Consider the following 22,508-nt stretch of genomic DNA (forward strand, 5'->3'; position numbering starts at 1 on the left):
GGTCGGCATCAGGCCAGTATCAAGCGGAGGCCAGGCCGTAGCGCGCAGGGGTGAGGCCGTCCATGTCGATGGCCGGTCCGTCGCCTTGTCCCGCGCTGGCGGCAATCTGGTCCGCCGCGATTTTGCCCGATCCGCAGCCCATCGCCCAGCCCGTGGAGCCATGGCCGAGGTTCAGGAACAGGCCGGGCACGCGCGTGGCGCCGATCAGCGGCGGGCCGTCCGGCAGCATCGGCCGGGCGCCGGCCCACAGCGTGGCCTCGTTGTAGTGGCCCGCCACCGGAAACCAGTCGCGCGCCACCTTGATCAGCGTGTCGAGCGCAGCCGGGCGCGGGTCCAGCCGGCGCGAGCCGAGTTCGGCCGTGCCCGCCACGCGCAGCCGGTTGCCCATGCGCGTGATGGCCACCTTGTACGACTCGTCCATCAGGGCGGCGAGCGGCGCCTGTAGCTCGTCGCGCACCATGACCGTGGCCGAATAGCCCTTCACCGGATAGAGCGGCACGCGCAGCCCCAGCGGGCGCAGCAGCGCGGCACTGCCGACGCCGGCGGCCACCAGCACGCGGTCCGCCTGCAGGGTCTCGGGCGTGGCGCCGCGCGGAGCGGCCAGTTCGACTGTCAGGCCGCCACTGTCAGTGGGGCGCAGCCGGGCCACATCGGTATCGAGCCGGAATTGCACACCCGCCGCTTCGGCGTGCTGGTGCAGCCGTCGCACGAACATCGGGCAGTTGCCCGATTCATCTTCGGGAAGATGGAGGCCGCCCGCCAGTGCCGTGTCGGCAGCCAGGCCGGGTTCGATCCGCCGGCAGCCGGCGGCATCGACCAACTGATGGGGCACGCGGTTCTCGCGCAGCACGGCCAGCGCCGGCGCGGCGAGGTCGAGGTCCCGCTGGGTGCGGAACAGTTGCAGATAGCCGCGCGACTGCTCGTACTCGATCTCCAGCGCCTCGCGCAGCCCATGCAGGCAGTCGCGGCTGTAGAACGCCAGGCGCTGCATGCGCAGCTTGTTGGCGCGGTAGCGCTCCGGCTGGCACTCGCGCAGCCAGCGGCCGATCCAGCGCCACATGGCCGGATCGGCGCTGGGCCGGAAGACAACGGGGGATTCGCGCTGGAACAGCGTCCGCAGGACCTTGCCCGGCATGCCCGGCGCGGCCCACGGCGTGACGTAGCCCGGCGCGATGACGCCGGCATTGCCGAAGCTGGCCTCCTGCGCCGGCGCGCCGCGCCGCTCGAGCACCGTCACGGAGAAACCGGCCTGGCGCAGGTACCAGGCGGAGCACACGCCGATCACGCCGGCACCGATCACAATCACATGCATCTTGGCGGTTTGTCCCTGTGTCGATGAACCCTCGATGGCGCCGCCGCTACTTCAGCTCCTTCGCCATCACCACGTCCGGCAGCCACGTGACCACGGCCGGCCAGACCGTCACGATGGCGATGGCGAGCACCATCATCATGAAGAATGGCAGCGATACCCGGGCGATGTAGTTACTGTCCTTGCCGGTCATGCTCTGTAGCACGAACAGGTTGAACCCGACCGGCGGCGTGACCTCGGCAATCTCCACCAGCAGTACGATGAAGATGCCGAACCATACCAGATCGAAGCCGGCCTGCTGCACCATCGGCAGCACCGTGGCAGTGGTCAGGGCGATCATCGAGATGCCGTCCAGGGCGGTGCCGAGGACGATGTAGATGATCGTCAGCACGCCGATCAGTGCCCACGGGGACAGGTGCAGCGCCGCCACCCACTCCGCCAGCGCGCGCGGAATGCCCGTGAAGCTCATGGTCACCGAGAGGAACGAGGTGGCGCCCAGCACGAACATGATCATCGCCGTGAGCCGCGTGGCCGACATCAGGCTGTCCCAGAACGCGCGGCGCGTGAGCGACCCGCCCATCCAGGCCAGCGCCAGCGACGCCACCACACCATAGGCCGCAGCCTCGGTGGCGGTGGAGTAGCCGGCCATCATGATCCAGGTGATGAACGCGATCAGCACGATGCACGGCATCAACTGGCGGATGGAAGCCAGCCGCGAGCGCCAGCCGAAGGTCTCGGCGGGCGGCACGCGCTTCGGGTTCATCAGCGCCCAGACCACGATGTAGCCCGAAAACAGCACCATCAGCAGCAGCCCGGGCAGGAAGCCGGCCAGGAACACGCGGATGATCGACACATCGGCAGATACCGCGTACACCACCATGGTGATTGACGGCGGAATCAGGATGCCCAGCGTGCCGGCCGTGGCGAGCGAGCCGAGCGTCATGCGCTCGTCGTAGCCGCGCCGGGTCAACTCGGGCAGCGCCGACTTGGCGATGGTCGCGCAGGTGGCCGCTGACGAGCCCGACACCGACCCGAAGATGCCGCAGCCCAGGATGTTCACGTGCATCAGCCGGCCCGGCAGCCAGTTGAGCCAGGGCGAGAGCCCCGAGAACATCTGCTCGGACAGCTTGGTCCGGAACAGGATCTCGCCCATCCACACGAACAGCGGCAGCGAGGCCAGCGTGTAGGAGGCGCTCGACGACCACCACGCGTTGGCGAGGTTGACCAGCGCATCGTGGTCCGAGAACACCACCAGCCCCACCCACGAGGTGGCCGCGATGGCCACCGGAATCCACGTCCCCACCGCCAGGAAGACCACCAGCACGACCAGCAGGATCAATGCGACGACAACGGTACTCATCAGATCGTCTCCCCGAAGTCGCCCGACGCCAGCTTGGCCTCCTGCGCCAGCTGGTAGCGCGGCTTCAGGCGCCGCACCACGCGCAGCCATTCGTCGGCCACGGCGAGCAGGAAGCCCACCGCGCCGATCACGGCGAAGCTCTGCGGAATCCAGAGCGGAATCACGATCTGCCCCTGCGACACATCGCCAATATCCCAGCTCTGCCAGGCGAAGGTGCCCAGCGCCCAGGACGCGTAGCCGGCGAACAGCAGGCAGATGGAGAGCGAGAGCAGCTCCAGCATCCAGCGGCGGCGCGGCCCCACGGCCTCGAGCAGCATCTCCACGCGCACGATGCCGCCGTGCTGGAAGGTCTGTCCGAGGACGAGGAAGGCCGAGGCGGCGCACAGCCAGGCGACGATGTCGTCGCCGCCCTTGAGCGTGATGGTGGTCTCGCGCGAGATCGACATGGCGATCATGACGATGCACACCGCAAGGATGCAGAGCGCGCCCAGCACGGCGCAGAAGTCCAGCCAGCGATCCAGCCAGCGCTTGTCAGGCAACGGAGTGGTCATGGGGGTTACTTCTTGTAGGCGCCGAGGATGGCCTTGCCGTCGTCGCCGGCGCTCTTGGCCCATTCGTCGACCATGACCTGGCCAACCTTCTGCATATCGCTCTTCAGCTGGGGCGAGGGCGGTGCCACGGTCATGCCGTTCTTCGCCAGCGTGGCCAGGTAGTCGCGCGTCTTCTGCTCGGAAACCTGCCAGCCGCGCTTCTCGGCATCGGCCACGGCCTTGAGCAGGGCGTCCTGCGTGGGCTTGTCCAGCGCGGCGAAGGCCTTCTTGCTGACCACCAGCATGTTCTTGGGCAGCCAGGCGTCCACGGTGTAGAAGTACTTGACCGATTCCCAGACCTTGGTGTCCACGCCGGTGGCGCCGGAGGACATGAACGAGTTGACCGTGCCGGTGGCGAGTGCCTGGGCGAGGTCGGCCGCCTGGATCGTCACGGGCTGGGCGCTGACCAGTTCGGCGATCTTCGACGTGGCCGGGTTATAGGCGCGCCATTTCAGGCCCTTCATGTCGGCGGCGCTGTTGATCGGCTTGTTCGCGTAGATGCCCTGCGGCGGCCAGGCCACGGCGTAGAGCAGCTTCATGCCCTGGCGGTCCAGCACCTTCTCGGTCACCGGCTTGGAGGCTTGCCAGAGCTGGAAGGCATCGGCGTAGCTGGTGGCCAGGAATGGCACGGCATCCACGCCGAAGACCGGGTTCTCGTTGGCCAGCGTGGACATCAGGATCTCGCCCATCTGCACCTGGCCGGTCTGCACGCCGCGCTTGATTTCGTTGGCCTTGAGCAGCGAGCCATTGGGATGGAGCAGGATCTTGAGCTTGCCGCCGGTGGCCTTTTCCACGTCGTTGGCCATCTGCTGCAGGTTCTCGGTGTGCAGGTTGGTGGCCGGATAGCCGGTGGGCAGGTCCCACTTGGTGTCCGCCCATGCTGCCGTGCTGCCAAGCAGCAGGGCTGCCGCCGCAACTGCCATTGCCTTGACTCGCATCTCGATCTCTCCTGGTGTTGCGCGTGGGCGCCTGCCCGACTGCGCGGGTTGGAACTACCGGGCGCGCGTCAGATATCAGGCAATACAGGGTTCGATTGTCTGAGACATGACGTACGCCGCGATCACGCGCGCGGCTTCTGGCTCGGTCGCCGCGCGGTGAGCATTGCACGATGGCTTCGAATGCAAGGGCCGTGCCCAGTGGCTGCGCACCGGGCATGGCTTCGGGAATCCACAGGGTAGCAAGAAGCGCCCGGCGCCGACAGATAGGGTTCGTCTGGATGTGGCGGGCGCGCCGCGCGGGTCAGGACGCGGCCGGCTCGCGGGCGGGCGGGGGGAATTGCATCGCGAAACGGGTGGTGCCAGGCGCGGAGCGCACCGAGATGCTGCCGCCGTGCGCGGCGACGATGGCGCGGGTGATCGACAGCCCCAGGCCCACCGTCTCGGACTCCGGCCGGGCGCGCGACTTGTCGCCCCGGAAGAAGCGGTCGAACAAAGAGGGCAGCAGGTCCGGCGCGATGCCGGGGCCATCGTTCTCCACGGCGACTTCCACCTCGCCCGCCTGCCGGGTGACGGTGACCGTGACGCTGCCGCGCTCGGGGGTGTAGCGCAGCGCGTTCGACAGCAGGTTGCTGAGCGCGCGCCGCAGCATCAGGCGGTCGCCGTCGATGCGCGCATCGCCCACCAGCCGCAGGGCGATGCCCTTGTCCTCGGCCAGCGCCTCGTAGAACTCGAACAGGGCCAGCACCTCGGTGCCGATCGAGATCGACTCCTTGTGGGGGAGGTCGAGCCCATGCTCCATCTTGGCGAGGTAGAGCATGTCGGAGACCATGCGCGACAGGCGCTGCAGCTCTTCGACGTTCGAGACCAGCACGTCGCGGTAGCGGGCCGCGTCGCGCGGCTGCGAGAGCGCCACCTGGGTCTGCGTCATCAGGTTGGTCAGCGGCGTGCGCAGTTCGTGGGCGAGGTCCGACGAGAATTCGGACAGCCGGCGGAAGTCGTCCTGCAGGCGCGCCAGCATCGCGTTCAGGTCGGCGGCCAGGGCGGCCATCTCGACCGGCACGGCCTCCACGGGCATGCGCTGGTCGAGCTTGTCGCCGGTCACGGCCTTGGCGCGCGAGGCCATCGCACGCAGCGGCGACAGTCCGCGCCGCGCCGCCCACCAGCCGAACAGGCCGCTCGCCAGCACCGCCAGCGCCCAGTAGAGCACCAGCGAGCGGCGGAACGCGCGCAGGAAATGCTCGTGGATGTCGGTGTCCATCGCCAGGATCACGCCGATGGGCTGGGCGGCATCGCCCGCCGGCACCGCCGCGCGCAGGCCCCGGTAGCGCTTGCCGGCCTGCTGCCAGGCGAGGCGATCTTCGCCTTCTTCGTGGACCGGCCGGGCGGCCAGCGCTGCCGTGAAGTCAAAATCCGGGGTGGCGTAGCGGGTGCGGCCATCGGGCTCGCGGAGGTGGATCAGCACGCCGGCGTGGTGCGCGTAGGGGTCGCCGGCATGGCCCGCATGAAGTGCTTGGGGCGAAGCGCCCGCCGCCAGCGATTTTTCGATGACGCGGAGGTTATCCCGCAGCAGCGCGTAGTCCTCATCGGCGAAATGGCTGTCCATGGCCGAGAGGATCAGCCCGGCCAGCCCGAGCAGCACCACCGCCGACGACAGCGAGAACAGCACTGTCAGCCGCGTGGTGAGCGAGTATCGGCGCCTCACGCCTCGTCCTCCGGCACCTCGAGCACGTAGCCCATGCCGCGCACGGTCTGGATCAGCTTGGGTTCGAAGTCATCGTCGATCTTGGCGCGCAGCCGGCGGATGGCCACGTCGATCACGTTGCTGTCGCTGTCGAAATTCATGTCCCAGACCTGCGAGGCGATCAGCGAGCGCGGCAGCACCTCGCCGCGCCGGCGGGCCAGCAGTTCCAGCAGGGCGAATTCCTTGCCGGTCAGCACGATGCGGCGGCCGGCGCGCGTGGCCCGGCGGCGGGCGAGGTCGAGCACAAGGTCGCCGATCTCGATGCGGTCCAGCTGCACGATGGCGGTGCCGCGCCGGAGCAGGGTCCGGACCCGGGCCAGCAACTCGGAAAAGGCAAAGGGTTTGACGAGGTAGTCGTCGGCGCCCAGTTCCAGCCCCTTGACCCGGTCGGCCACGCTGTCGCGGGCGGTCAGGAACAACACGGGCACGGGGTTGCCGGCGCCGCGCAGGGTCTGGAGGACGCGCCAGCCGTCCATGCCGGGCAGCATCACGTCGAGGATCAGCAGGTCGTAGGCCTCGGTCATCGCCAGGTGCCCGCCGTCCTGACCGTTGACGGCCAGATCCACGACGAAGCCGGCCTCGGTCAGGCCCTGCCTCAGGTATTCCCCGGTTTTCGGCTCGTCTTCCACCACCAGCAGCTTCATGCCCACTCCCATCCGTGCGAGGCAACAGTGTATGTCGCTCCCTCAACATGACAAGAAGATTACCGGAATGTAATGTTCGGGTCATTTGTCGGTTACTGCGAAGTCACTAAGCTGGCTGCGCCTATATAAGAGACACCAAGGATTCATTGCATGCGACCCATATCTCCGGCGGGGCTGTTGCTGTCATCGCCGCGCGGCCTGACAAGGCGTCGATTCGTTCAGGGCCTGGCGGCAGGCGGCGTGCTGGGGGCGGTTGGCGCCGTGCCGGCATGGGCGCAGGCGTCCACCGGCCCGGCCCGCGCCGGCAGCGGCACCGCGCCGGTGCTGCGCGGCACCGAGTTCGATCTCGTCATCCAGGACGCGGTGGTGGACTTCACCGGCCGGAAAACCATCGCCCCGACCATCAACGGCATGCTGCCCGGCCCCACGCTGCGCTGGCGCAAGGGCGATACGGTGACGATCCGCGTGACCAATCGGCTGAACGAGCCCACGTCGCTCCATTGGCACGGCATCCTGCTGCCGTACCAGATGGACGGTGTGCCCGGGATCAGCTTCCCGGGCATCGCGCCCGGCGAGACGTTCACCTACCGCTTCAAGGTGGCGCAGAGCGGCAGCTACTGGTACCACTCGCATTCCGGCTTCCAGGAGATGACCGGCGTCTACGGCGCGATTGTGATCGATGGCGATGACGACACGATCCGCGCGGATCGCGACTATTCGGTGCTGCTGTCCGACTGGACGGAAGAAGACCCGATGCGCATCCTGTCCAAGCTCAAGACCCAGAGCGACTACTACAACTACAACCGGCCCACGGTGGGCGACTTCTTCCGCGATGTGTCGCAGGACGGCCTGGGCGCCGCGCTGGAGAAGCGCAAGATGTGGAACCAGATGCGGATGAATCCGACGGATCTGGCCGATCTCTCGGGCGCCACGCTGACCTACCTGATGAACGGCGTCACGCCGGCCGGCAACTGGACCGGCCTGTTCCGCGCTGGCGAGACGGTGCGGCTGCGCTTTATCAACGGCGCCGGCAATACGTTCTACGACGTGCGGATTCCGGGGCTGAAGCTCAAGGTGGTCCAGGTGGACGGGCAGGGCATCGACCCGGTTTCCGTGGACGAATTCCGATTCGGCCCCGGCGAGACCTGCGACGTGCTGGTGACGCCGACCGACGACGCCCACACGGTCTTCGCCCAGTCGATGGACCGGAGCGGCTACGCGCGCGGCACGCTGGCCGTGCGGGATGGGATCAAGGCGCCCGTGCCGCCGCTGGACCAGCCCGAGTGGCTCACCCCGGTCGACATGATGGGCAGCATGGACCATGGAGCGATGGACCATGGGGCGATGGATCACGGCGCGATGGATCACGCTGCGATGGGGCACATGGACCACGGCGCCATGGATCACAGCCAGCACGGCATGGCCGCGCCCGACCGGCTCCGGGTGCCCAGCACCAAGGCGCGCCACGCGCGCACCGAATACGGCCCGAGCACCGACATGCGCGTCGACATGGCCCGCACCAACCTCGACGACCCCGGCATTGGCCTGCGCAACAACGGGCGGCGCGTGCTGACCCTCTCGGACATGTATACGATCGGCGGCCCGATGGACCCGCGCGGCCCGGGGCGTGAAGTCGAACTGCACCTGACCGGCAATATGGAACGCTACACGTGGTCATTCGATGGGGTCGAGTTCGGCAAATCGACGCCGGTGCGCTTCCGCCACGGCGAGCGGCTGCGCGTGATCCTCCACAACGACACGATGATGACCCACCCGATGCACCTGCACGGCCTGTGGAGCGAGCTTGAGGCGCCGGACGGCTCCTTCCAGGCGCGGCGGCACACCATCCCGGTTCAGCCCGCGCAGCGCATCAGCTTCCTCGTCACCGCCGACGCGCTCGGCCGCTGGGCCTGGCATTGCCACCTGATGATGCATATGGACGCCGGCATGTTCCGCGAAGTGGTGGTGGCATGATGACGCTGCAATTTCGGAAAAGAATGATTGTCGCGGCGCTGTTTTCCGGGCTGGGCACGAGCGCTGCGCTGGCCCAGCACGATGCGATGCAGGGTGGCAGCGCGCCCGCCGATGCGCGCGACCCGCACGCGTATTCGGATGGTTACCAGCTGGGCGTCGGCCAGTACGCACTGGGCGGCCATCGGTCCTTGCACATGATGGATGAGCACCCCTTCGGCTCGGTGCTGATCGATCGGCTCGAATGGGCGCACGGCAACGGCAACAATGCCGCCGCCTACGAGGCCCAAGCGTGGTTCGGCGGTACCTACAATCGGCTCGTGATCAAGGCCGAAGGGGGGGCCGCGCAGGGCAGGGTGCACGATGCGCGCACGGAATTGCTCTGGGGCCACGCGGTGGGCTCGTACTGGGACACCCAACTCGGCTTCCGGAACGATGTCGGCCATGGCCGGCCGGCCCGGAACTGGCTGGCGATGGGCATCCAGGGGCTGGCGCCGTACTGGTTCGAGCTGGACGCGACGGCCTATGTCGGCACAGAAGGGCGCACCGCGGTGCGCCTGGCGGCGGAATATGAGCTGCTGCTGACGCAGCGGTGGATCCTCCAGCCGCGTATCGAGGCCAATCTGTACGGGAAGAACGATCCGGAGACGGGCGTCGGCAGCGGGCTGTCGAGCGGGACGGTCGGCATCCGGCTGCGCTACGAGATCAGCCGGCAGTTCGCACCCTATGTCGGCGTGGAGCGCTACCAGTCGTTTGGCAATACCGCCGACATGGTCCGCACGGCCGGTGGCCGCAGTGGCGAGACCCGCTTCGTGGCCGGCGTTCGCGCCTGGTTCTGAGCCGGTTTTTTGACTCAGGCCGACTTCACCTCGATAATTCGTCAACAATCTGTCGTGATTCGACGAATTTTATTCATCTTCGAAGGGAGACCTGCTTCATGGCACGCAAGCCAGTCCAGGCCAGCGCGTCCGACGACGCGCCATCGGCCGCCGTCCGGCCTCCCGCCACGCTGGGCCGCGCCGCCGGCGTCAACATCGTCTCATCGTCGCACCTCGTCTCGGTGCGGAGCCCGGAATTGTCCGAGTTCGAGTTCGGCCTGAACACGGCCTACAACGCCTACAGCCGCTGGGTGGTGCGCTGCATGGGCGCGGCTGGCGTGCGCGACCTGACCTTCCTGGACGTGCTGGTGCTCCACCACGTCAATCACCGGGGCCGGGCCAAGCGGCTGGCCGATATCTGCTTCGTGCTGAATGTGGAAGACACCCACCTTGTCACCTACGCGCTGAAGAAGCTGGCAGGCCTGGGGCTGGTCGCCGGCGAGCGGGTGGGCAAAGAGGCCACCTACGCCACCACGCAGGCCGGCGCCGAGGCCTGCGCCCGCTATCGCGAGATCCGCGAACAGTGCCTGACCAGCAATTTCACCGAAGGTAGCGAGGAAAACATCGAGATTGGCGAACTTGCGCGCCTTTTGCGGGTGTTGACCGGCTTGTACGAGCAGGCGGCACGCTCGGCGACGTCGCTCTAAGCATCGGCTATCAATCAAGTGATTCATGGCGCACTAAAACGGTGCGTCCGCTGCACTTGCCGGTGTCGCAGCCGATTTGGACGTCCATGTCCGCCTCCGTCCCATTGCGCAATGCAAAAAGCGGGCCCCGGCAAGGTACAATAGCGGTTTCCCGCCAGCCGGTTCCCCACTCAGCGGTGCCGGCGGCCGCCAGCCCCGACCTCCCTACGCCTCCCGACCGCTACGATCATGGCGCATTTCTCGTGCTTCCCCGGCGCTTTGGCGCTTTCCGCCTTCCGCCAGCAACGCCTGCTTGCCACGCTCAAACAGATCGATGCCGATATTGAATCGGTACATGGCCAGTTTCTGCATTTCGTCGATACCGACACCCCGCTTTCCGCCGAAGACCAGTCGCGCATTGCCGCGCTGTTGACCTACGGCACGCCGTTCACGGCCCAGACCGAGGGCGACCGCTTCGTGGTGATTCCGCGTTTCGGCACGATCTCGCCATGGGCCAGCAAGGCCACGGACATCGCGCATAACTGCGGGCTGTCCCACGTGCACCGCATCGAGCGTGGCGTGGAGATCACCGTGATCTGCAAGAAGGGCCTGCTGCGTGGCCGCAAGACGCTGGACGCCGACGTGCGTGCCGCCGTGGCCGCGCACCTGTTCGACCGCATGACCGAAACCGTGATCGCCTCGCGCGAGGACGCCGCTGGGCTGTTCCAGGAACTGCCGGCCAAGCCGCTGCGCTTCGTGGACATCGCCACCGGCCGCGCCGCGCTGGAGGAGGCCAACACGGCGATGGGTCTCGCGCTGTCCGAGGACGAGATCGACTATCTGCTCGACGCCTACGCCAAGCTCGGCCGCAACCCGACCGACGTGGAACTGATGATGTTCGCGCAGGCGAACAGCGAGCACTGCCGCCACAAGATCTTCAACGCCACGTGGACGATCGACGGCGTGAGCCAGGACAAGTCGCTGTTCGCGATGATCCGCAATACGCACCAGCTGAATCCGCAGGGCTCGATCGTCGCGTATTCGGACAACTCGGCCGTGATGGAAGGCGATATGGCCGAGCGCTGGTTCCCGCGCGGCGCGGACCAGCAGTACGGCCGCCACGAGGCGCTGACCCACACGCTGATGAAGGTGGAGACCCATAACCACCCGACCGCGATCTCGCCGTTCCCGGGTGCCTCCACCGGCGCCGGCGGTGAAATCCGCGACGAGGGCGCCACGGGCCGGGGCGCCAAGCCCAAGGCGGGCCTGACCGGCTTCACGGTGTCGAACCTGATGCTGCCGGACGCCATCGAGGCCTGGGAAAACGCCCGCGATGCCGCCCAGCCGGTGGCCCATCGCAATCCGGACGACAAGGCTGGCGTGACCGGCAAGCCGGACCGCATCGCCTCGCCGCTCCAGATCATGATCGAGGGCCCGCTCGGCGGCGCCGCGTTCAACAACGAATTCGGCCGCGCCAACCTGGGCGGCTACTTCCGCGTCTACGAGCAGAACGTGGCCGGCACGGTGCGCGGCTATCACAAGCCGATCATGATTGCCGGCGGCATCGGCAATATCGACGCGGGCCATACCCACAAGGACCCGCTGCCGGCCGGCACGCTGCTGATTCAGCTCGGCGGCCCGGGCATGCGCATCGGCATGGGCGGCGGCGCCGCCAGCTCGATGGCCACCGGTACCAACACGGCCGACCTCGATTTCGACTCGGTGCAGCGTGGCAACCCCGAGATGGAACGCCGCGCGCAGGAAGTCATCAACGCCTGCTGGCAGCTTGGCGACGACAACCCGATCCTGTCGATCCACGATGTGGGCGCGGGCGGTATCTCGAACGCCTTCCCGGAGCTCGTGGACGGCGCTGGCCGTGGCGCGCGCTTCGACCTGCGTCAGGTGCACCTGGAGGAGTCGGGCCTGTCGCCGGCGGAAATCTGGTGCAATGAATCGCAGGAGCGCTATGTCATGGCGATTGCGCCGGACAGCTTCCCGCGCTTCCAGGCCATGTGCGAGCGTGAGCGCGCCCCGTTTGCCGTCGTCGGCGTGGCCACCGAGGAGCAGCAGCTGCAACTGGTGGACGCCCACGTGGACGCCGCGCTCAAGGAGCACTTCACGGTAGACATGCCGATGGACGTGCTGCTGGGCAAGCCGCCGCGCATGCATCGCGACGTGACCCGCGTGACCAAGGAACTGCCGCCGGTGGACGTGACCGGCATCGCGCTGGAGCAGGCGGTGCGCGACGTGCTGCGCCACCCCACCGTGGCCAGCAAGTCGTTCCTGATCACCATCGGTGACCGTACCGTGGGCGGCATGAACGCGCGCGACCAGATGGTCGGCCCGTGGCAGGTGCCGGTGGCCGATGTGGCCGTGACCACGCTCGACTACAAGGGCCGCGCTGGCGAGGCGATGACCATGGGCGAGCGCACGCCGCTGGCCGTGATCGACGCACCGGCCTCCGGCCGCATGGCGATTGGCGAGGCGCTGACGAACCTGGCGGCCGCACCGGTCAAGGACCTCGGCAAGGTGAAGCTGTCGGCCAACTGGATGGCCGCCTGCGGCGTGGCGGGCGAGGATGCCAAGCTGTACGACACCGTGCATGCCGTTGGCATGGAACTGTGCCCGGCGCTGGGCATCAGCATTCCGGTCGGCAAGGATTCGCTGTCCATGCGCACCAAGTGGCAGGACGCCGACGGCGACAAGGAAGTCGTGGCACCCGTGTCGCTGATCATCTCGGCGTTTGCCGCCGTGGATGACGTCGACAATACCCTGACGCCGCAGCTTCGCACGGACCAGGGTGACAGCGTACTGATCGCCATCGACCTGGGCCGCGGCAAGAACCGCATGGGCGGCAGCATCCTGGCGCAGGTGACGCAGCAGGTGGGCGACCGCGCGCCGGACGTCGACAACGCCGACGACCTGAAGAACTTCTTCAACGTGATCCAGCGCCTGAACCGCGAAGGCAAGCTGCTGGCCTACCACGACCGCTCGGACGGTGGCTTCATGGCTGCCGTGGCGGAAATGGCGTTCGCGGGTCACTGCGGCGTGTCCCTGAACGTGGACATGCTCGCGCTCGACCCGACGCAGGAACAGGACTATGGCGATGCCAAGAACTGGGCCCAGCAGGTGGCGGAGCGCCGCAACGAGCAGACGCTGCGCGCGCTGTTCTCCGAGGAACTGGGCGCCGTGATCCAGGTGCGACTCGACGAGCGCGACGCGGTGTTCGGCGTGCTCCGCGAAGCCGGCCTGTCGGCCTGCAGCCACGTGATCGGCAAGCCGAATGCGACCGATCAGCTCGAGGTGTACCGCGACGCCAAGAAGGTGTTCGGCGCTGCCCGTGCCGAACTCCAGCGCAACTGGTCGGAAGTCAGCTGGCGCATCGCGCGCCTGCGCGACAACCCGGCCTGCGCGGACAGCGAGTACCAGCTGCTCCAGGACGATACGGACCCTGGCATCAGCCCGGTGCTGACGTTCGACCCGGCCGAGGACATCGCCGCGCCGTTCATCGCCACCGGCAGCCGTCCGCGCGTGGCCATCCTGCGTGAGCAGGGCGTCAACTCGCACCTCGAAATGGCATACAGCATGGACCGCGCCGGTTTCGATACGCACGACGTCCATATGAGTGACCTGATCGCCGGCCGGGCAAGCCTGGCCGACTTCAAGGGCTTCGTGGCGTGCGGCGGCTTCAGCTATGGCGACGTGCTGGGTGCCGGCGAAGGCTGGGCCAAGACCATCCTGTTCAACGCGCAGATGGCCGAGCAGTTCGCGGCCTTCTTCAACCGCCAGGACACCTTCGCGCTCGGCGTTTGCAACGGTTGCCAGATGCTGAGCAACCTCGCCCCGATCATCCCGGGCGCCAATGCCTGGCCGAAGTTCACGCGTAACCAGTCGGAACAGTACGAAGCGCGCTTCGTGACCGTGCAGGTCGAGCAGTCCTCGTCGATCTTCTTCGCCGGCATGGAAGGCAGCCGCATTCCGATCGTCGTGGCACACGGCGAAGGGTTTGCCGACTTCTCGCAGCAGGGTGATATCCAAGCCGCCAAGGTGGCGCTGCGCTTCGTCGACAACAAGGGCGCGGTGACGCAGGCCTATCCGCTGAACCCGAACGGCTCGCCGGACGGTATCACCTCGGTCACGACCGTGGACGGCCGCTTTACGGCCCTGATGCCCCACCCGGAGCGCGTGTTCCGTGCAGCCACCATGAGCTGGGCCCCGGACGCCTGGAAGCAGGCCACGGACGGCGGCAGCCCGTGGATGCGCATGTTCCGCAACGCACGGAAGTGGGTCGGTTGATCGCTGCAAGGCGCTAGCCGGCCGGAAATCCCAGAAAAGCCCGCGCAAGCGGGCTTTTCTTTTGCTCATTTGCCATGCGCAAGCCCCCAGTCTCCGCGCTTGCTGGTGGAGAGCCGCAGCGAGACAAGCGCCTCGGCCATCTTGACGGCGCAGGACACGCCGTCGATGACCGGCGCGCCAATCGCGTCGGAGATCTCGTCGCACAGGTCGGTCATGCCCGCGCAGCCCAGGACGATGCAGTCGCTCTGGTCCTCGGCCAGCGCCTCGCGGCAGGCTTCAGTGATGATGTGGCGCGCATCCGAGCCCGGCCGCTCCAGTTCCAGCCTGGCCGAGAAATCGTCGGGTCAGGGGTGATGCCAGAGATACTTGAGGCCGAGGTCGGGGGGAAGCGAGGTCAGGCCCTCGCGGGGTTCAAGGTGGGGTCGATGGGCGCCGTGTCTGCCTGGAGCCGGGCGCTCCAGGGCAGGTAGCGCGAGTACAGCAGGCGCATGCGGTCGGCGTCGGGCGGCACGGGCAGCTCGCCGTGCATCTCCATATAGGCGATCGTGGCCTGGAGCAGCTTGGTCTGTGCGTAGCGGTCGCGCTCGGGCAGGTGGGGGTGGAGATGGCGCCAGCGCATGCCCGTGCAATCGATATGGGGCATGCCCAGCGCGCAATAGACGATGCCGCGCGAGTAGAGGTGCCACAGGTGCCAGTAGCCGCTTGTCACGCCCATGCTTGCGATGCGCTCCCAGGATGCCGGATGCCGGTCCGGAACAGCCCGGCGGCCAGTGGGAAACATCTTACCGAGCGCACTGTGCCGGGGGAATGTCGAAATCTCCCCAAAGTGTGCGCCAGCGCGCCCGGAAAACAAAAACCGGCGCCTGGGCGCCGGTTTCGGTATCGGGAAACGCCGGGATCCTTACTGGATCTTGGCCTTTTCCTTGATCGACTTCATCATCGCCTGGAACTGCTCGCGCTGCCAGGCCTGGTCGCCCATCAGCATCTGTTGCAGCTGCGGCTTCACTTCCTCGAACGACGGGATCTTGGCGTCGCGCGTGTCCACCAGTTCGATGATGTGCCAGCCAAACTGGGTCTTGACCGGCGTTTCGGTCATCTGGCCCTTCTTCAGGCCGGTCATCGCGGCCGAGAACTCGGGCACGTAGCTGGTGCTGTTGGCCCAGTCCAGGTCGCCGCCGTTGACAGCCGAGCCGGTGTCCTTCGACGAAGCCTTGGCCACGTCCTCGAACTTGGCGCCGCCCTTGATCTTGGCGATGATCGCCTTGGCGTCGGCTTCCTTCTCCACCAGGATGTGGCGGGCGTGGTATTCCTTGCCGTTGCCGAACTGCGCCTTGATCTTGTCGTACTGCTTGCGCAGTTCGTCGTCGTTGGCGCCGTTGGTGCGCACGTAGTCCTCGAACACCGCGCCGGCCAGCACGTTGAGCTTGGCCTGCTCGAGTTGCTCCTGCACGTCGTCGCGCTGGGTGATGCCGCGCTTGTTGGCTTCCTGCAGCAGCAGTTCCCGGTCGATCAGCATGGTGCGGGCCCGGTCGCGCAGCTCGGGGCTGGCGGGCTGGCCGGTGCCGGCGATCAGCTTGTCCAGCTTGGCCGAGGGGATGGGCTTGCCATTCACAACGGCGGCGTTCTGGGCGATTGCGGGCAGGCTGCCAGCAGCAAGCACAGCCGCCAGGCTGAACGAGAGGACGGTGGTCTTCATGGAATCAGGTCTGAGAGTTGCGGGTAGCGTCGCGTGAAGCTTCGCGGGATTGATATTCTTGGTCGGTGTAGGCGCTGACGGCCAGCGCATGAATCTGCGCCGGGAACAGGGCGCGCAGCGCATCATACACCATGCGATGGCGGGCAACCCGCGAGTGGCCCGCAAACAACTCGCTGACGATCAGCACATCGTAATGGCCTCCGCCCGAGGCCGCGCCGGCATGGCCGGCATGGGCCGCGCTGTCGTCGCGCACGGTCAGGCGGGAGGGGTCGAGGGCCGCACGCAGCAGCGTCTCGATGGTGGCGGGGTCTGCAGCCATCCGGGTTCCTTGTAGCGTGGCGTCCGGTTTACTCGGACGGGGTTTCCTGGATATGGCGCGACATCCAGATGCTCTGCAGCACGATGAACACCAGCATCAGCCCCATGCTGCCGAACAGCTTGAAGTTGACCCAGGTATCCGTGGAGAACGTGTACGCCACGTAGAGGTTCAGCAGGCCCATGGCGGCGAAGAAGCCCGCCCAGGCGGCATTCAGGCGGCCCCACATCGCGTCCGGCAGGGTGACCTGCTTTTCCATCATGGCCCGCACCAGGTTCTTGCGCCAGCCGATGACAGAGCCCACCAGCGTCACCGCGAACAGCCAGTAGAGCACCGTCGGCTTCCACTTGATGAAGGTCTCGTTGTGCAACAGGATCGTTGCACCGCCAAACACGCCAATGATCAGCAGGCTGACCCATTGCATCGGCTCCACCTTTCCATGGCGGATGCGCACCCAGGCAATCTGGAGCACCGTGGCAATCATCGCGACGGCCGTGGCCGGATAGATGCCGAACAGCTTGAAGGCGATGAAGAACAGGATGACCGGAAACAGGTCGAAAAGAAATTTCATGCGGACGATTGTTGATTGGCGGGCTTGCCGAGCGCAGAGGCCCGCGGCCGCGCCATTGTACTTGGGGAATGGCGCGCGGCGGGCATCCGAAGCAACGATTACATCACTCGATGAATCACCCGCGATCGGAAGGATCCCGATCGTCGAATTTTAGCGCAGCCGAGTTGATGCAATAGCGCAGGCCGGTGGGGGCCGGGCCGTCCTCGAACACGTGGCCCAGGTGGCTGCCGCATTCCTTGCAGCGCACTTCCACGCGGGTCATGCCGTGGGTGTGGTCCGTGTGCTCGTCGATTACCTCGCCGTTGATTGGCTTGAAATAGCTGGGCCAGCCGCAGCCGGCGTCGAACTTCGTGGCCGATTCGAACAGCGGCGTGCCGCACCCCACGCAGTGGTAGATGCCCTGGTTCCAGTGGTCCCAGTAGCGGCCCGTGAACGGGCGCTCGGTGGCGGCTTCGCGCGCGACGCGGTACTCGATGTCGGAAAGTTGCTCACGCCATTCGGCGTCGGTTTTCTTGGTGGTCATCTTGCGTCCTTCTCATTAGGCGGTGGCGCGGGGCCCCAGTCTTGCTTGGTCGGACTCGCGCCGCAATCCTTACAGATTCAGAAATTCACGTTATGTCGATGTCACGACGAGCAACTGACTTCGAGCCCGGACGCCCAGTCCGGCGGCAGGGCGGCATAGGCTTCCGACTCGGGTTGCTCGTCGAATGGCCGGGACAGCACGGCCAGCAGCCGGTCTACCTCGGAGAAATCCTTGTCGCGCGCGGCGCGGATCGCGGTTTCTGCGAGGTGGTTGCGCAGGATGTACTTTGGGTTCACGGCGAGCATGCCGGCGGCGCGCGTAGCGTCGTCGGACTGCTCGGCCTGCAGCCGGGCGCGGTATTCGGCCGCCCAGGCGTCCCAGGCGGCGCGGTCCAGGAACAGGTCGCGCACCGGGGCGTCGGCGTTCGCATCCTTCCCCGAGATGCGGGCGAGGTTGCGCCAGAACAAGGTGTAGTCCACGCGGTTGGCGTGCAGTACCCGGAACAGGTTGGTCAGCAGCGCCTCGTCCTCGTTTTCCTGCCCGCCCAGCGGGCGCAGGCCCAGCTTGGCGCGATAGTGGCGGAAGAAGGCGGCAGCGTAGCGGTCGCGGAACGGGTCGAGCGCCTCGCGCGCGGCGGCCACTGCAGCTTCCTTCGCTGCTTCCTTGGCGGCCTCGGGATCGGCTGCATCGGCCGCATCGGTATCGCGCCAGAGCGGGAGCAGCGCCTGCGCCAGGCAATGCAGGTTCCAGAACGCCACCTGGGGCTGCTGGCTGTAGGCGTAGCGGCCCTGCTGGTCGGAATGGTTGCAAATATGGTTGGCGTCGAAGGCGTCCAGGAAGCCGAACGGACCGTAGTCGATGGTCAGGCCCAGGATCGACATGTTGTCCGTGTTCATCACCCCGTGGCAGAAGCCGACGGCCTGCCAGTGCGCCACCATGTCCGCAGTGCGCAGCGAGACCTCGCGCAGCAGCGCCTGGTAGGGGTTGCCGCCGGCGTCGCGGCAGGCGGGGTAGAAGCGGTCGATGACGAAATCGGCCAGCTCGCGCAGCGCGGCATGGTCCTCGCGCGCGGCGAAGTGTTCGAAATGGCCGAAGCGGATAAAGCTCGGCGCCAGGCGCGTGACCACGGCGGCGGTCTCGATGGTCTCGCGGCGCACCGGAGCGTCCGAGCCGACGATGGCCAGCGCCCGCGTCGTCGGCACGCCCAGCGCGTACATGGCCTCGGAGCACAGGTATTCGCGGATCGACGAGCGCAGCACCGCGCGGCCATCGGCCATGCGCGAGTAGGGCGTCAGGCCGCCCCCCTTGAGCTGGATTTCCCACGGGCCGTCGTCGCGCTCAGCCTCGGCGAGGCGGATGGCACGGCCATCGCCCAGTTGCCCGGCCCAGACGCCGAACTGGTGGCCCGAGTAGACCGTGGCCAGCGGGTCGGCCCAGTCAGGCACGCAGTTGCCGATAAAGGTGTCGAGGAAGTCCGGCTGGCTGGCTTCGGCGCCGATCGTCTGCGGGTTCCAGCCCAGCAGCGCGGCGGCAGCCGGGGCCACGCTGACCAGGTAGGGCGAGGGCAGCGGCGTGGGCTGCAGGCGCGTGAAGAAGCGCTCGCCCAGCGCGGCAAAGCCGGGCGCGGTGCGGAACGGTACGGGGGACTCAGGGGGCATCGACGTCCTGCTTTGCGATCTGCGGAGGTGAATAGGGGGTGCCGAAGTGCGCTTGCAGGCTAGGGGAAAACGACATATTGAGACGCATCAGGGCACGCAGTATTGTACTTGCACCGGTTTTCCCCTGTCGGCCGAGGGGGTGTCCACCGGGGCGCCATGCCTTATCGATAGCGGACATCAATCTCGTGCATGACGTGGACGCGCATGCGGCGAGGAGCACGGGAACATTCCGCCAAAAATAAGCACGGTTGTTCGTTTTTCTCTGCCGACCACGACAAGACTGGAGACATTCCATGGCATTGATGGGTCAAATGATGAGCGCGCCGCTGCTCATTTCCTCCATCATCAAGCACGCTGCGCGGTATTACGCCAGCACAGAAATCGTCTCGCGGCGGACCGAGGGCGACCTCCATCGCTACACCTACCGCGATTGCGAACTGCGGGCCCGCAAGGTGGCCCAGGCCCTTGGCGCGCTCGGCGTGCAGCAGGGCGAGCGGGTCGGCACGCTGGCGTGGAACGGCTATCGCCACCTGGAGATCTACTACGGCGTCTCCGGCATGGGCGCCGTCTGCCACACCATCAATCCCCGGCTGTTCCCGGAACAGATCGCCTATATCGTCAATCACGCCGAAGACCGCTACGTGTTCTTCGACGCCACCTTCCTGCCGTTGGTGGAAGGCGTGGCGCCGCACTGCCCGAACGTGAAGGGCTGGGTGATGATGACCGACCGCGCCCACATGCCGGCCGACGCCAAGGTGCCGCTGCTCTGCTACGAGGACCTGATCGACGCGCAGGATGGCGACTACACCTGGCCGGAATTCGACGAAAACCTGGCCTCCAGCCTCTGCTACACCTCGGGCACCACCGGCAATCCGAAGGGCGCGCTGTATTCGCACCGGTCCACGGTGCTGCACTCGTATGCGTCCGCGCTGCCCGATGCGCTCGGCTGCTCCGCGCGGGACGTGATCCTGCCCGTCGTGCCGATGTTCCACGTCAACGCCTGGGGCCTGCCGTACTCGGTGCCGCTGGTCGGCGCCAAGCTGGTGCTGCCGGGGGCCAAGCTGGACGGCCCCTCGCTCTACGAACTGTTCGAGCAGGAAAAGGTGACCTTTTCCGCTGGCGTGCCGACGGTCTGGCTCGGTTTGCTCCAGCATGTCAATGCGAACAATCTGAAATTCTCGACGTTCCGTCGCACCGTGATCGGCGGTTCGGCGGCGCCGCCGGCCATGATCCGCGCGCTCGAGGCGCTGGACGTGGAGGTGATCCACGCCTGGGGCATGACCGAGATGTCGCCGCTGGGCACCTCGTGCAAGCTGCTGGCCCGCCATGAGGACCTCCCCGAGGACGCGCGCCACAAGATCCTGGAGAAGCAGGGCCGGGTGATCTATGGCGTCGACATGAAGATCGTCGATGGCGAAGGCGCCGAGCTGCCGTGGGACGGCAAGGCCTTCGGCGACCTGTATGTGCGCGGCCCGTGGGTGATATCCACCTACTTCCGCAACGACAACACGCCGCTGGTCGATGGCTGGTTCCCCACCGGGGACGTGGCGACCATCGACGAAGAGGGCTACATGCAGATCACGGACCGCAGCAAGGACGTGATCAAGTCCGGCGGCGAGTGGATTTCGTCCATCGACGTCGAGAACGTGGCTGCCGCCCACCCGGCGGTGCATATGGCCGCGTGCATCTCCGCCTATCACCCCAAGTGGGACGAGCGCCCGCTGCTGGTGGTGGTCAGGCGGCCCGGCATGGACATCACGCGCGAAGCGCTGCTGGCCTTCTTCGAGGGCAAGGTCGCCAAGTGGTGGATCCCGGACGACGTGGCGTTCGTCACCGAGATGCCGCTGACGGCCACCGGCAAGATGCAGAAGCTCAAGCTGCGCGAGCAGTTCAAGGATTACAAGCTGCCAACCGCCTGAGTCAACCGGCGTAGACCGGGGCCGGGTGCAATTCCCATCCATAACAGGCAGCAACAGGCAGGCGGCAACCCCGCCCGCGGCGGTGCCAATCGCCATTCGATAACGAGAGTGAAGGAGACAGGTATGACGAAGATGCGTCCGCTGGTGGCTGGTGTGGCGGTATTTGCGGCACTGGGTTCCACGCTGGTGTCGGGCATGGCGGGGGCGGAGACGGTGAAGATTGCCTTCATCGATCCGCTGTCGGGGCTGATGGCCCCGGTGGGACAGAACCAGCTCAAGAGCTGGCAATACGTGGCCGAGGTGGCCAACCAGAAGAACTGGGCCGGCGCGCACAAGTTCGAGGTGGTGGGGTTTGACAACAAGCTGTCGCCGCAGGAAAGCCTGACCATCCTCAAGCAGGCCGTGGACCAGAACATCCGCTATATCGTGCAGGGCAACGGCTCCTCGGTGGGGCTGGCGCTCGAAGACGCGGTGGCCAAGCACAACGAGCGCAATCCGGGCAAGGAAATCGTCTACCTGAACTACGCGGCGGTTGACCCGGACATGACCAACAGCAAGTGCAACTACTGGCACTTCCGGCTGGACGCCAACTCGGACATGAAGATGGAGGCGCTGACCACCTTCCTGGCCAAGGACCAGAACGTCAAGAAGGTCTACCTGATCAACCAGAACTACTCGTTCGGCCACCAGGTGACGCGCGCCGCCAAGGACTACCTGAAGCGCAAACGTCCGGACATCCAGATCGTGGGCGAGGATCTGCACCCGCTGGCGCAGGTCAAGGACTTCGCGCCGTATGCGGCCAAGATCAAGGCGTCGGGCGCCGACACGGTCATCACCGGCAACTGGGGCAGCGACCTGGCCCTGCTGATCAAGGCCGGCAAGGACGCCGGGCTGACCACGAACTACTACACCTACTATGCCGGCACCACGGGCGTGGCAACGGCCATGGGCGCTGCCGGCGCCGAGCGGGTCAAGTACGTGGGCTACTACAACCCGAACAACAAGGGGTTCAAGGGCTCGGACATCATCGAGGGCTTCAAGAAGAAGTACAACGACGATTTCTACGTGATGGCGTCGTACACGGGCATCGCCATGCTGAGCCAGGCCATGAAGAAGGCCAACTCCACCGATCCGGTGAAGGTGGCCCACGCGCTGGAGGGGCTCAAGGTGGAGAGCATGAACGGCACCGTGGAAATGCGTAACACCGACCACCAGGCGCAGCAGCCGCTTGTGGTGGCCACGTGGACCAAGGTGGACGGCAAGGAAGTCAAGTACGACGCCGAGAACACCGGCTACGGCTGGAAGACGAACGCGGAGCTCGACCAGTTCGTGGCCGCCCAGCCCACGTCCTGCCAGATGAAGCGCCCGGGCTGATCCGGCGCGCGACCGGCATCTGAGCGATCCGGGGCCGGACGGGTTTCCGTCTGCCCCGGATCGGCGGACAATCACGCTTTTGCCCTGGGCGCCACACG

18 protein-coding genes and 1 pseudogene are annotated in these 22,508 nt (G+C 66.7%); 6 read left to right on the plus strand and 13 right to left on the minus strand.

What is annotated here, in order from left to right:
- Positions 1-19 precede the first annotated feature (19 nt).
- The 6 genes from BM115_RS09845 to BM115_RS09870 form a co-directional block, all read right to left on the minus strand.
- Positions 20-1,312 (minus strand): D-amino acid dehydrogenase, encoded by a 1,293-nt coding sequence (locus BM115_RS09845; RefSeq protein WP_092293094.1) that lies wholly within the window; start codon positions 1,310-1,312, stop codon positions 20-22.
- A 46-nt stretch (positions 1,313-1,358) separates the two neighbouring features.
- Positions 1,359-2,669: a TRAP transporter large permease gene (locus tag BM115_RS09850; protein WP_092293096.1), complete on the minus strand. Its 1,311-nt coding sequence runs from the start codon at positions 2,667-2,669 to the stop codon at positions 1,359-1,361.
- Positions 2,669-3,220: a TRAP transporter small permease subunit gene (locus BM115_RS09855; protein ID WP_092293098.1), complete on the minus strand. Its 552-nt coding sequence runs from the start codon at positions 3,218-3,220 to the stop codon at positions 2,669-2,671. Before BM115_RS09855 ends, BM115_RS09850 begins: the two co-directional genes overlap by 1 nt.
- A 5-nt stretch (positions 3,221-3,225) precedes the next feature.
- Positions 3,226-4,197 carry a TRAP transporter substrate-binding protein gene (locus BM115_RS09860; protein ID WP_092293100.1) on the minus strand — a complete coding sequence of 324 codons (972 nt, stop codon included), beginning with the start codon at positions 4,195-4,197 and terminating at the stop codon, positions 3,226-3,228.
- Positions 4,198-4,498: 301 nt separating this feature from the next.
- Positions 4,499-5,899 (minus strand): heavy metal sensor histidine kinase, encoded by a 1,401-nt coding sequence (locus tag BM115_RS09865; RefSeq protein ID WP_092293102.1) that lies wholly within the window; start codon positions 5,897-5,899, stop codon positions 4,499-4,501.
- Positions 5,896-6,582: a heavy metal response regulator transcription factor gene (locus tag BM115_RS09870; RefSeq protein ID WP_092293104.1), complete on the minus strand. Its 687-nt coding sequence runs from the start codon at positions 6,580-6,582 to the stop codon at positions 5,896-5,898. Before BM115_RS09870 ends, BM115_RS09865 begins: the two co-directional genes overlap by 4 nt.
- A 150-nt stretch (positions 6,583-6,732) precedes the next feature.
- Between BM115_RS09870 and BM115_RS09875 the strand changes: the two genes are divergently transcribed.
- From BM115_RS09875 to purL, 4 genes are all read left to right on the plus strand, one after another.
- Positions 6,733-8,556, plus strand: a complete 1,824-nt coding sequence (locus BM115_RS09875; RefSeq protein ID WP_092293106.1) for a copper resistance system multicopper oxidase — start codon at positions 6,733-6,735, stop codon at positions 8,554-8,556.
- Complete coding sequence (locus BM115_RS09880; protein ID WP_092293108.1) at positions 8,556-9,392, plus strand: copper resistance protein B; 837 nt, start codon at positions 8,556-8,558, stop codon at positions 9,390-9,392. The genes BM115_RS09875 and BM115_RS09880 overlap by 1 nt, the downstream gene beginning before the upstream one ends.
- Before the next feature lie 98 nt (positions 9,393-9,490).
- Complete coding sequence (locus BM115_RS09885) at positions 9,491-10,078, plus strand: winged helix DNA-binding protein (RefSeq protein WP_092293110.1); 588 nt, start codon at positions 9,491-9,493, stop codon at positions 10,076-10,078.
- A 228-nt stretch (positions 10,079-10,306) separates the two neighbouring features.
- Positions 10,307-14,353 (plus strand): phosphoribosylformylglycinamidine synthase, encoded by a 4,047-nt coding sequence (purL, locus tag BM115_RS09890; protein ID WP_092293112.1) that lies wholly within the window; start codon positions 10,307-10,309, stop codon positions 14,351-14,353.
- 65 nt (positions 14,354-14,418) lie between these two features.
- On the opposite strand, the pseudogene BM115_RS09895 reads toward purL, so the two are convergent.
- From BM115_RS09895 to BM115_RS09925, 7 genes and pseudogenes are all read right to left on the minus strand, one after another.
- A pseudogene (locus BM115_RS09895) lies at positions 14,419-14,676 on the minus strand (aspartate/glutamate racemase family protein); the annotation flags it as partial.
- 71 nt (positions 14,677-14,747) lie between these two features.
- Positions 14,748-15,068 carry a hypothetical protein gene (locus BM115_RS09900; protein WP_092293114.1) on the minus strand — a complete coding sequence of 107 codons (321 nt, stop codon included), beginning with the start codon at positions 15,066-15,068 and terminating at the stop codon, positions 14,748-14,750.
- A gap of 186 nt (positions 15,069-15,254) precedes the next feature.
- The gene (locus BM115_RS09905; RefSeq protein WP_092293117.1) at positions 15,255-16,049 is read right to left on the minus strand and encodes a peptidylprolyl isomerase; all 795 of its coding nucleotides are present in this window, start codon (positions 16,047-16,049) and stop codon (positions 15,255-15,257) included.
- Positions 16,050-16,053: 4 nt separating this feature from the next.
- Positions 16,054-16,368, minus strand: coding sequence for a BolA family protein (locus BM115_RS09910; protein WP_092293119.1), 315 nt, complete (start codon positions 16,366-16,368; stop codon positions 16,054-16,056).
- A gap of 28 nt (positions 16,369-16,396) precedes the next feature.
- Positions 16,397-16,936 carry a septation protein A gene (locus BM115_RS09915; protein WP_092293121.1) on the minus strand — a complete coding sequence of 180 codons (540 nt, stop codon included), beginning with the start codon at positions 16,934-16,936 and terminating at the stop codon, positions 16,397-16,399.
- Positions 16,937-17,051: 115 nt separating this feature from the next.
- Complete coding sequence (gene msrB, locus BM115_RS09920) at positions 17,052-17,459, minus strand: peptide-methionine (R)-S-oxide reductase MsrB (protein ID WP_092293123.1); 408 nt, start codon at positions 17,457-17,459, stop codon at positions 17,052-17,054.
- A 101-nt stretch (positions 17,460-17,560) separates the two neighbouring features.
- Complete coding sequence (locus BM115_RS09925) at positions 17,561-19,117, minus strand: protein adenylyltransferase SelO (protein ID WP_092293125.1); 1,557 nt, start codon at positions 19,115-19,117, stop codon at positions 17,561-17,563.
- Positions 19,118-19,410: 293 nt separating this feature from the next.
- Here BM115_RS09925 and BM115_RS09930 point away from each other — a divergent pair, with 293 nt between their 5' ends.
- Complete coding sequence (locus BM115_RS09930) at positions 19,411-21,036, plus strand: 3-(methylthio)propionyl-CoA ligase (RefSeq protein ID WP_092293127.1); 1,626 nt, start codon at positions 19,411-19,413, stop codon at positions 21,034-21,036.
- A 123-nt stretch (positions 21,037-21,159) separates the two neighbouring features.
- Positions 21,160-22,410, plus strand: a complete 1,251-nt coding sequence (locus BM115_RS09935; RefSeq protein WP_092293129.1) for a branched-chain amino acid ABC transporter substrate-binding protein — start codon at positions 21,160-21,162, stop codon at positions 22,408-22,410.
- Positions 22,411-22,508: the final 98 nt, after the last annotated feature.

The organism is Cupriavidus sp. OV096, from assembly GCF_900115455.1.
Classification (GTDB): domain Bacteria; phylum Pseudomonadota; class Gammaproteobacteria; order Burkholderiales; family Burkholderiaceae; genus Cupriavidus.

What these genes read in the sequence shown, in the direction of transcription:
- BM115_RS09855 (WP_092293098.1), bottom strand. Translation starts at nt 3,220, where the DNA reads ATGACCACTCCGTTGCCTGACAAGCGCTGGCTGGATCGCTGGCTGGAC.
- BM115_RS09860 (WP_092293100.1), bottom strand. Translation starts at nt 4,197, where the DNA reads ATGCGAGTCAAGGCAATGGCAGTTGCGGCGGCAGCCCTGCTGCTTGGC.
- BM115_RS09885 (WP_092293110.1), top strand. Translation starts at nt 9,491, where the DNA reads ATGGCACGCAAGCCAGTCCAGGCCAGCGCGTCCGACGACGCGCCATCG.
- BM115_RS09910 (WP_092293119.1), bottom strand. Translation starts at nt 16,368, where the DNA reads ATGGCTGCAGACCCCGCCACCATCGAGACGCTGCTGCGTGCGGCCCTC.
- BM115_RS09880 (WP_092293108.1), top strand. Translation starts at nt 8,556, where the DNA reads ATGACGCTGCAATTTCGGAAAAGAATGATTGTCGCGGCGCTGTTTTCC.
- BM115_RS09905 (WP_092293117.1), bottom strand. Translation starts at nt 16,049, where the DNA reads ATGAAGACCACCGTCCTCTCGTTCAGCCTGGCGGCTGTGCTTGCTGCT.
- BM115_RS09925 (WP_092293125.1), bottom strand. Translation starts at nt 19,117, where the DNA reads ATGCCCCCTGAGTCCCCCGTACCGTTCCGCACCGCGCCCGGCTTTGCC.
- BM115_RS09850 (WP_092293096.1), bottom strand. Translation starts at nt 2,669, where the DNA reads ATGAGTACCGTTGTCGTCGCATTGATCCTGCTGGTCGTGCTGGTGGTC.
- BM115_RS09915 (WP_092293121.1), bottom strand. Translation starts at nt 16,936, where the DNA reads ATGAAATTTCTTTTCGACCTGTTTCCGGTCATCCTGTTCTTCATCGCC.
- BM115_RS09930 (WP_092293127.1), top strand. Translation starts at nt 19,411, where the DNA reads ATGGCATTGATGGGTCAAATGATGAGCGCGCCGCTGCTCATTTCCTCC.
- BM115_RS09845 (WP_092293094.1), bottom strand. Translation starts at nt 1,312, where the DNA reads ATGCATGTGATTGTGATCGGTGCCGGCGTGATCGGCGTGTGCTCCGCC.
- BM115_RS09900 (WP_092293114.1), bottom strand. Translation starts at nt 15,068, where the DNA reads ATGGGCGTGACAAGCGGCTACTGGCACCTGTGGCACCTCTACTCGCGC.
- msrB (WP_092293123.1), bottom strand. Translation starts at nt 17,459, where the DNA reads ATGACCACCAAGAAAACCGACGCCGAATGGCGTGAGCAACTTTCCGAC.
- BM115_RS09935 (WP_092293129.1), top strand. Translation starts at nt 21,160, where the DNA reads ATGACGAAGATGCGTCCGCTGGTGGCTGGTGTGGCGGTATTTGCGGCA.
- BM115_RS09870 (WP_092293104.1), bottom strand. Translation starts at nt 6,582, where the DNA reads ATGAAGCTGCTGGTGGTGGAAGACGAGCCGAAAACCGGGGAATACCTG.
- BM115_RS09875 (WP_092293106.1), top strand. Translation starts at nt 6,733, where the DNA reads ATGCGACCCATATCTCCGGCGGGGCTGTTGCTGTCATCGCCGCGCGGC.
- purL (WP_092293112.1), top strand. Translation starts at nt 10,307, where the DNA reads ATGGCGCATTTCTCGTGCTTCCCCGGCGCTTTGGCGCTTTCCGCCTTC.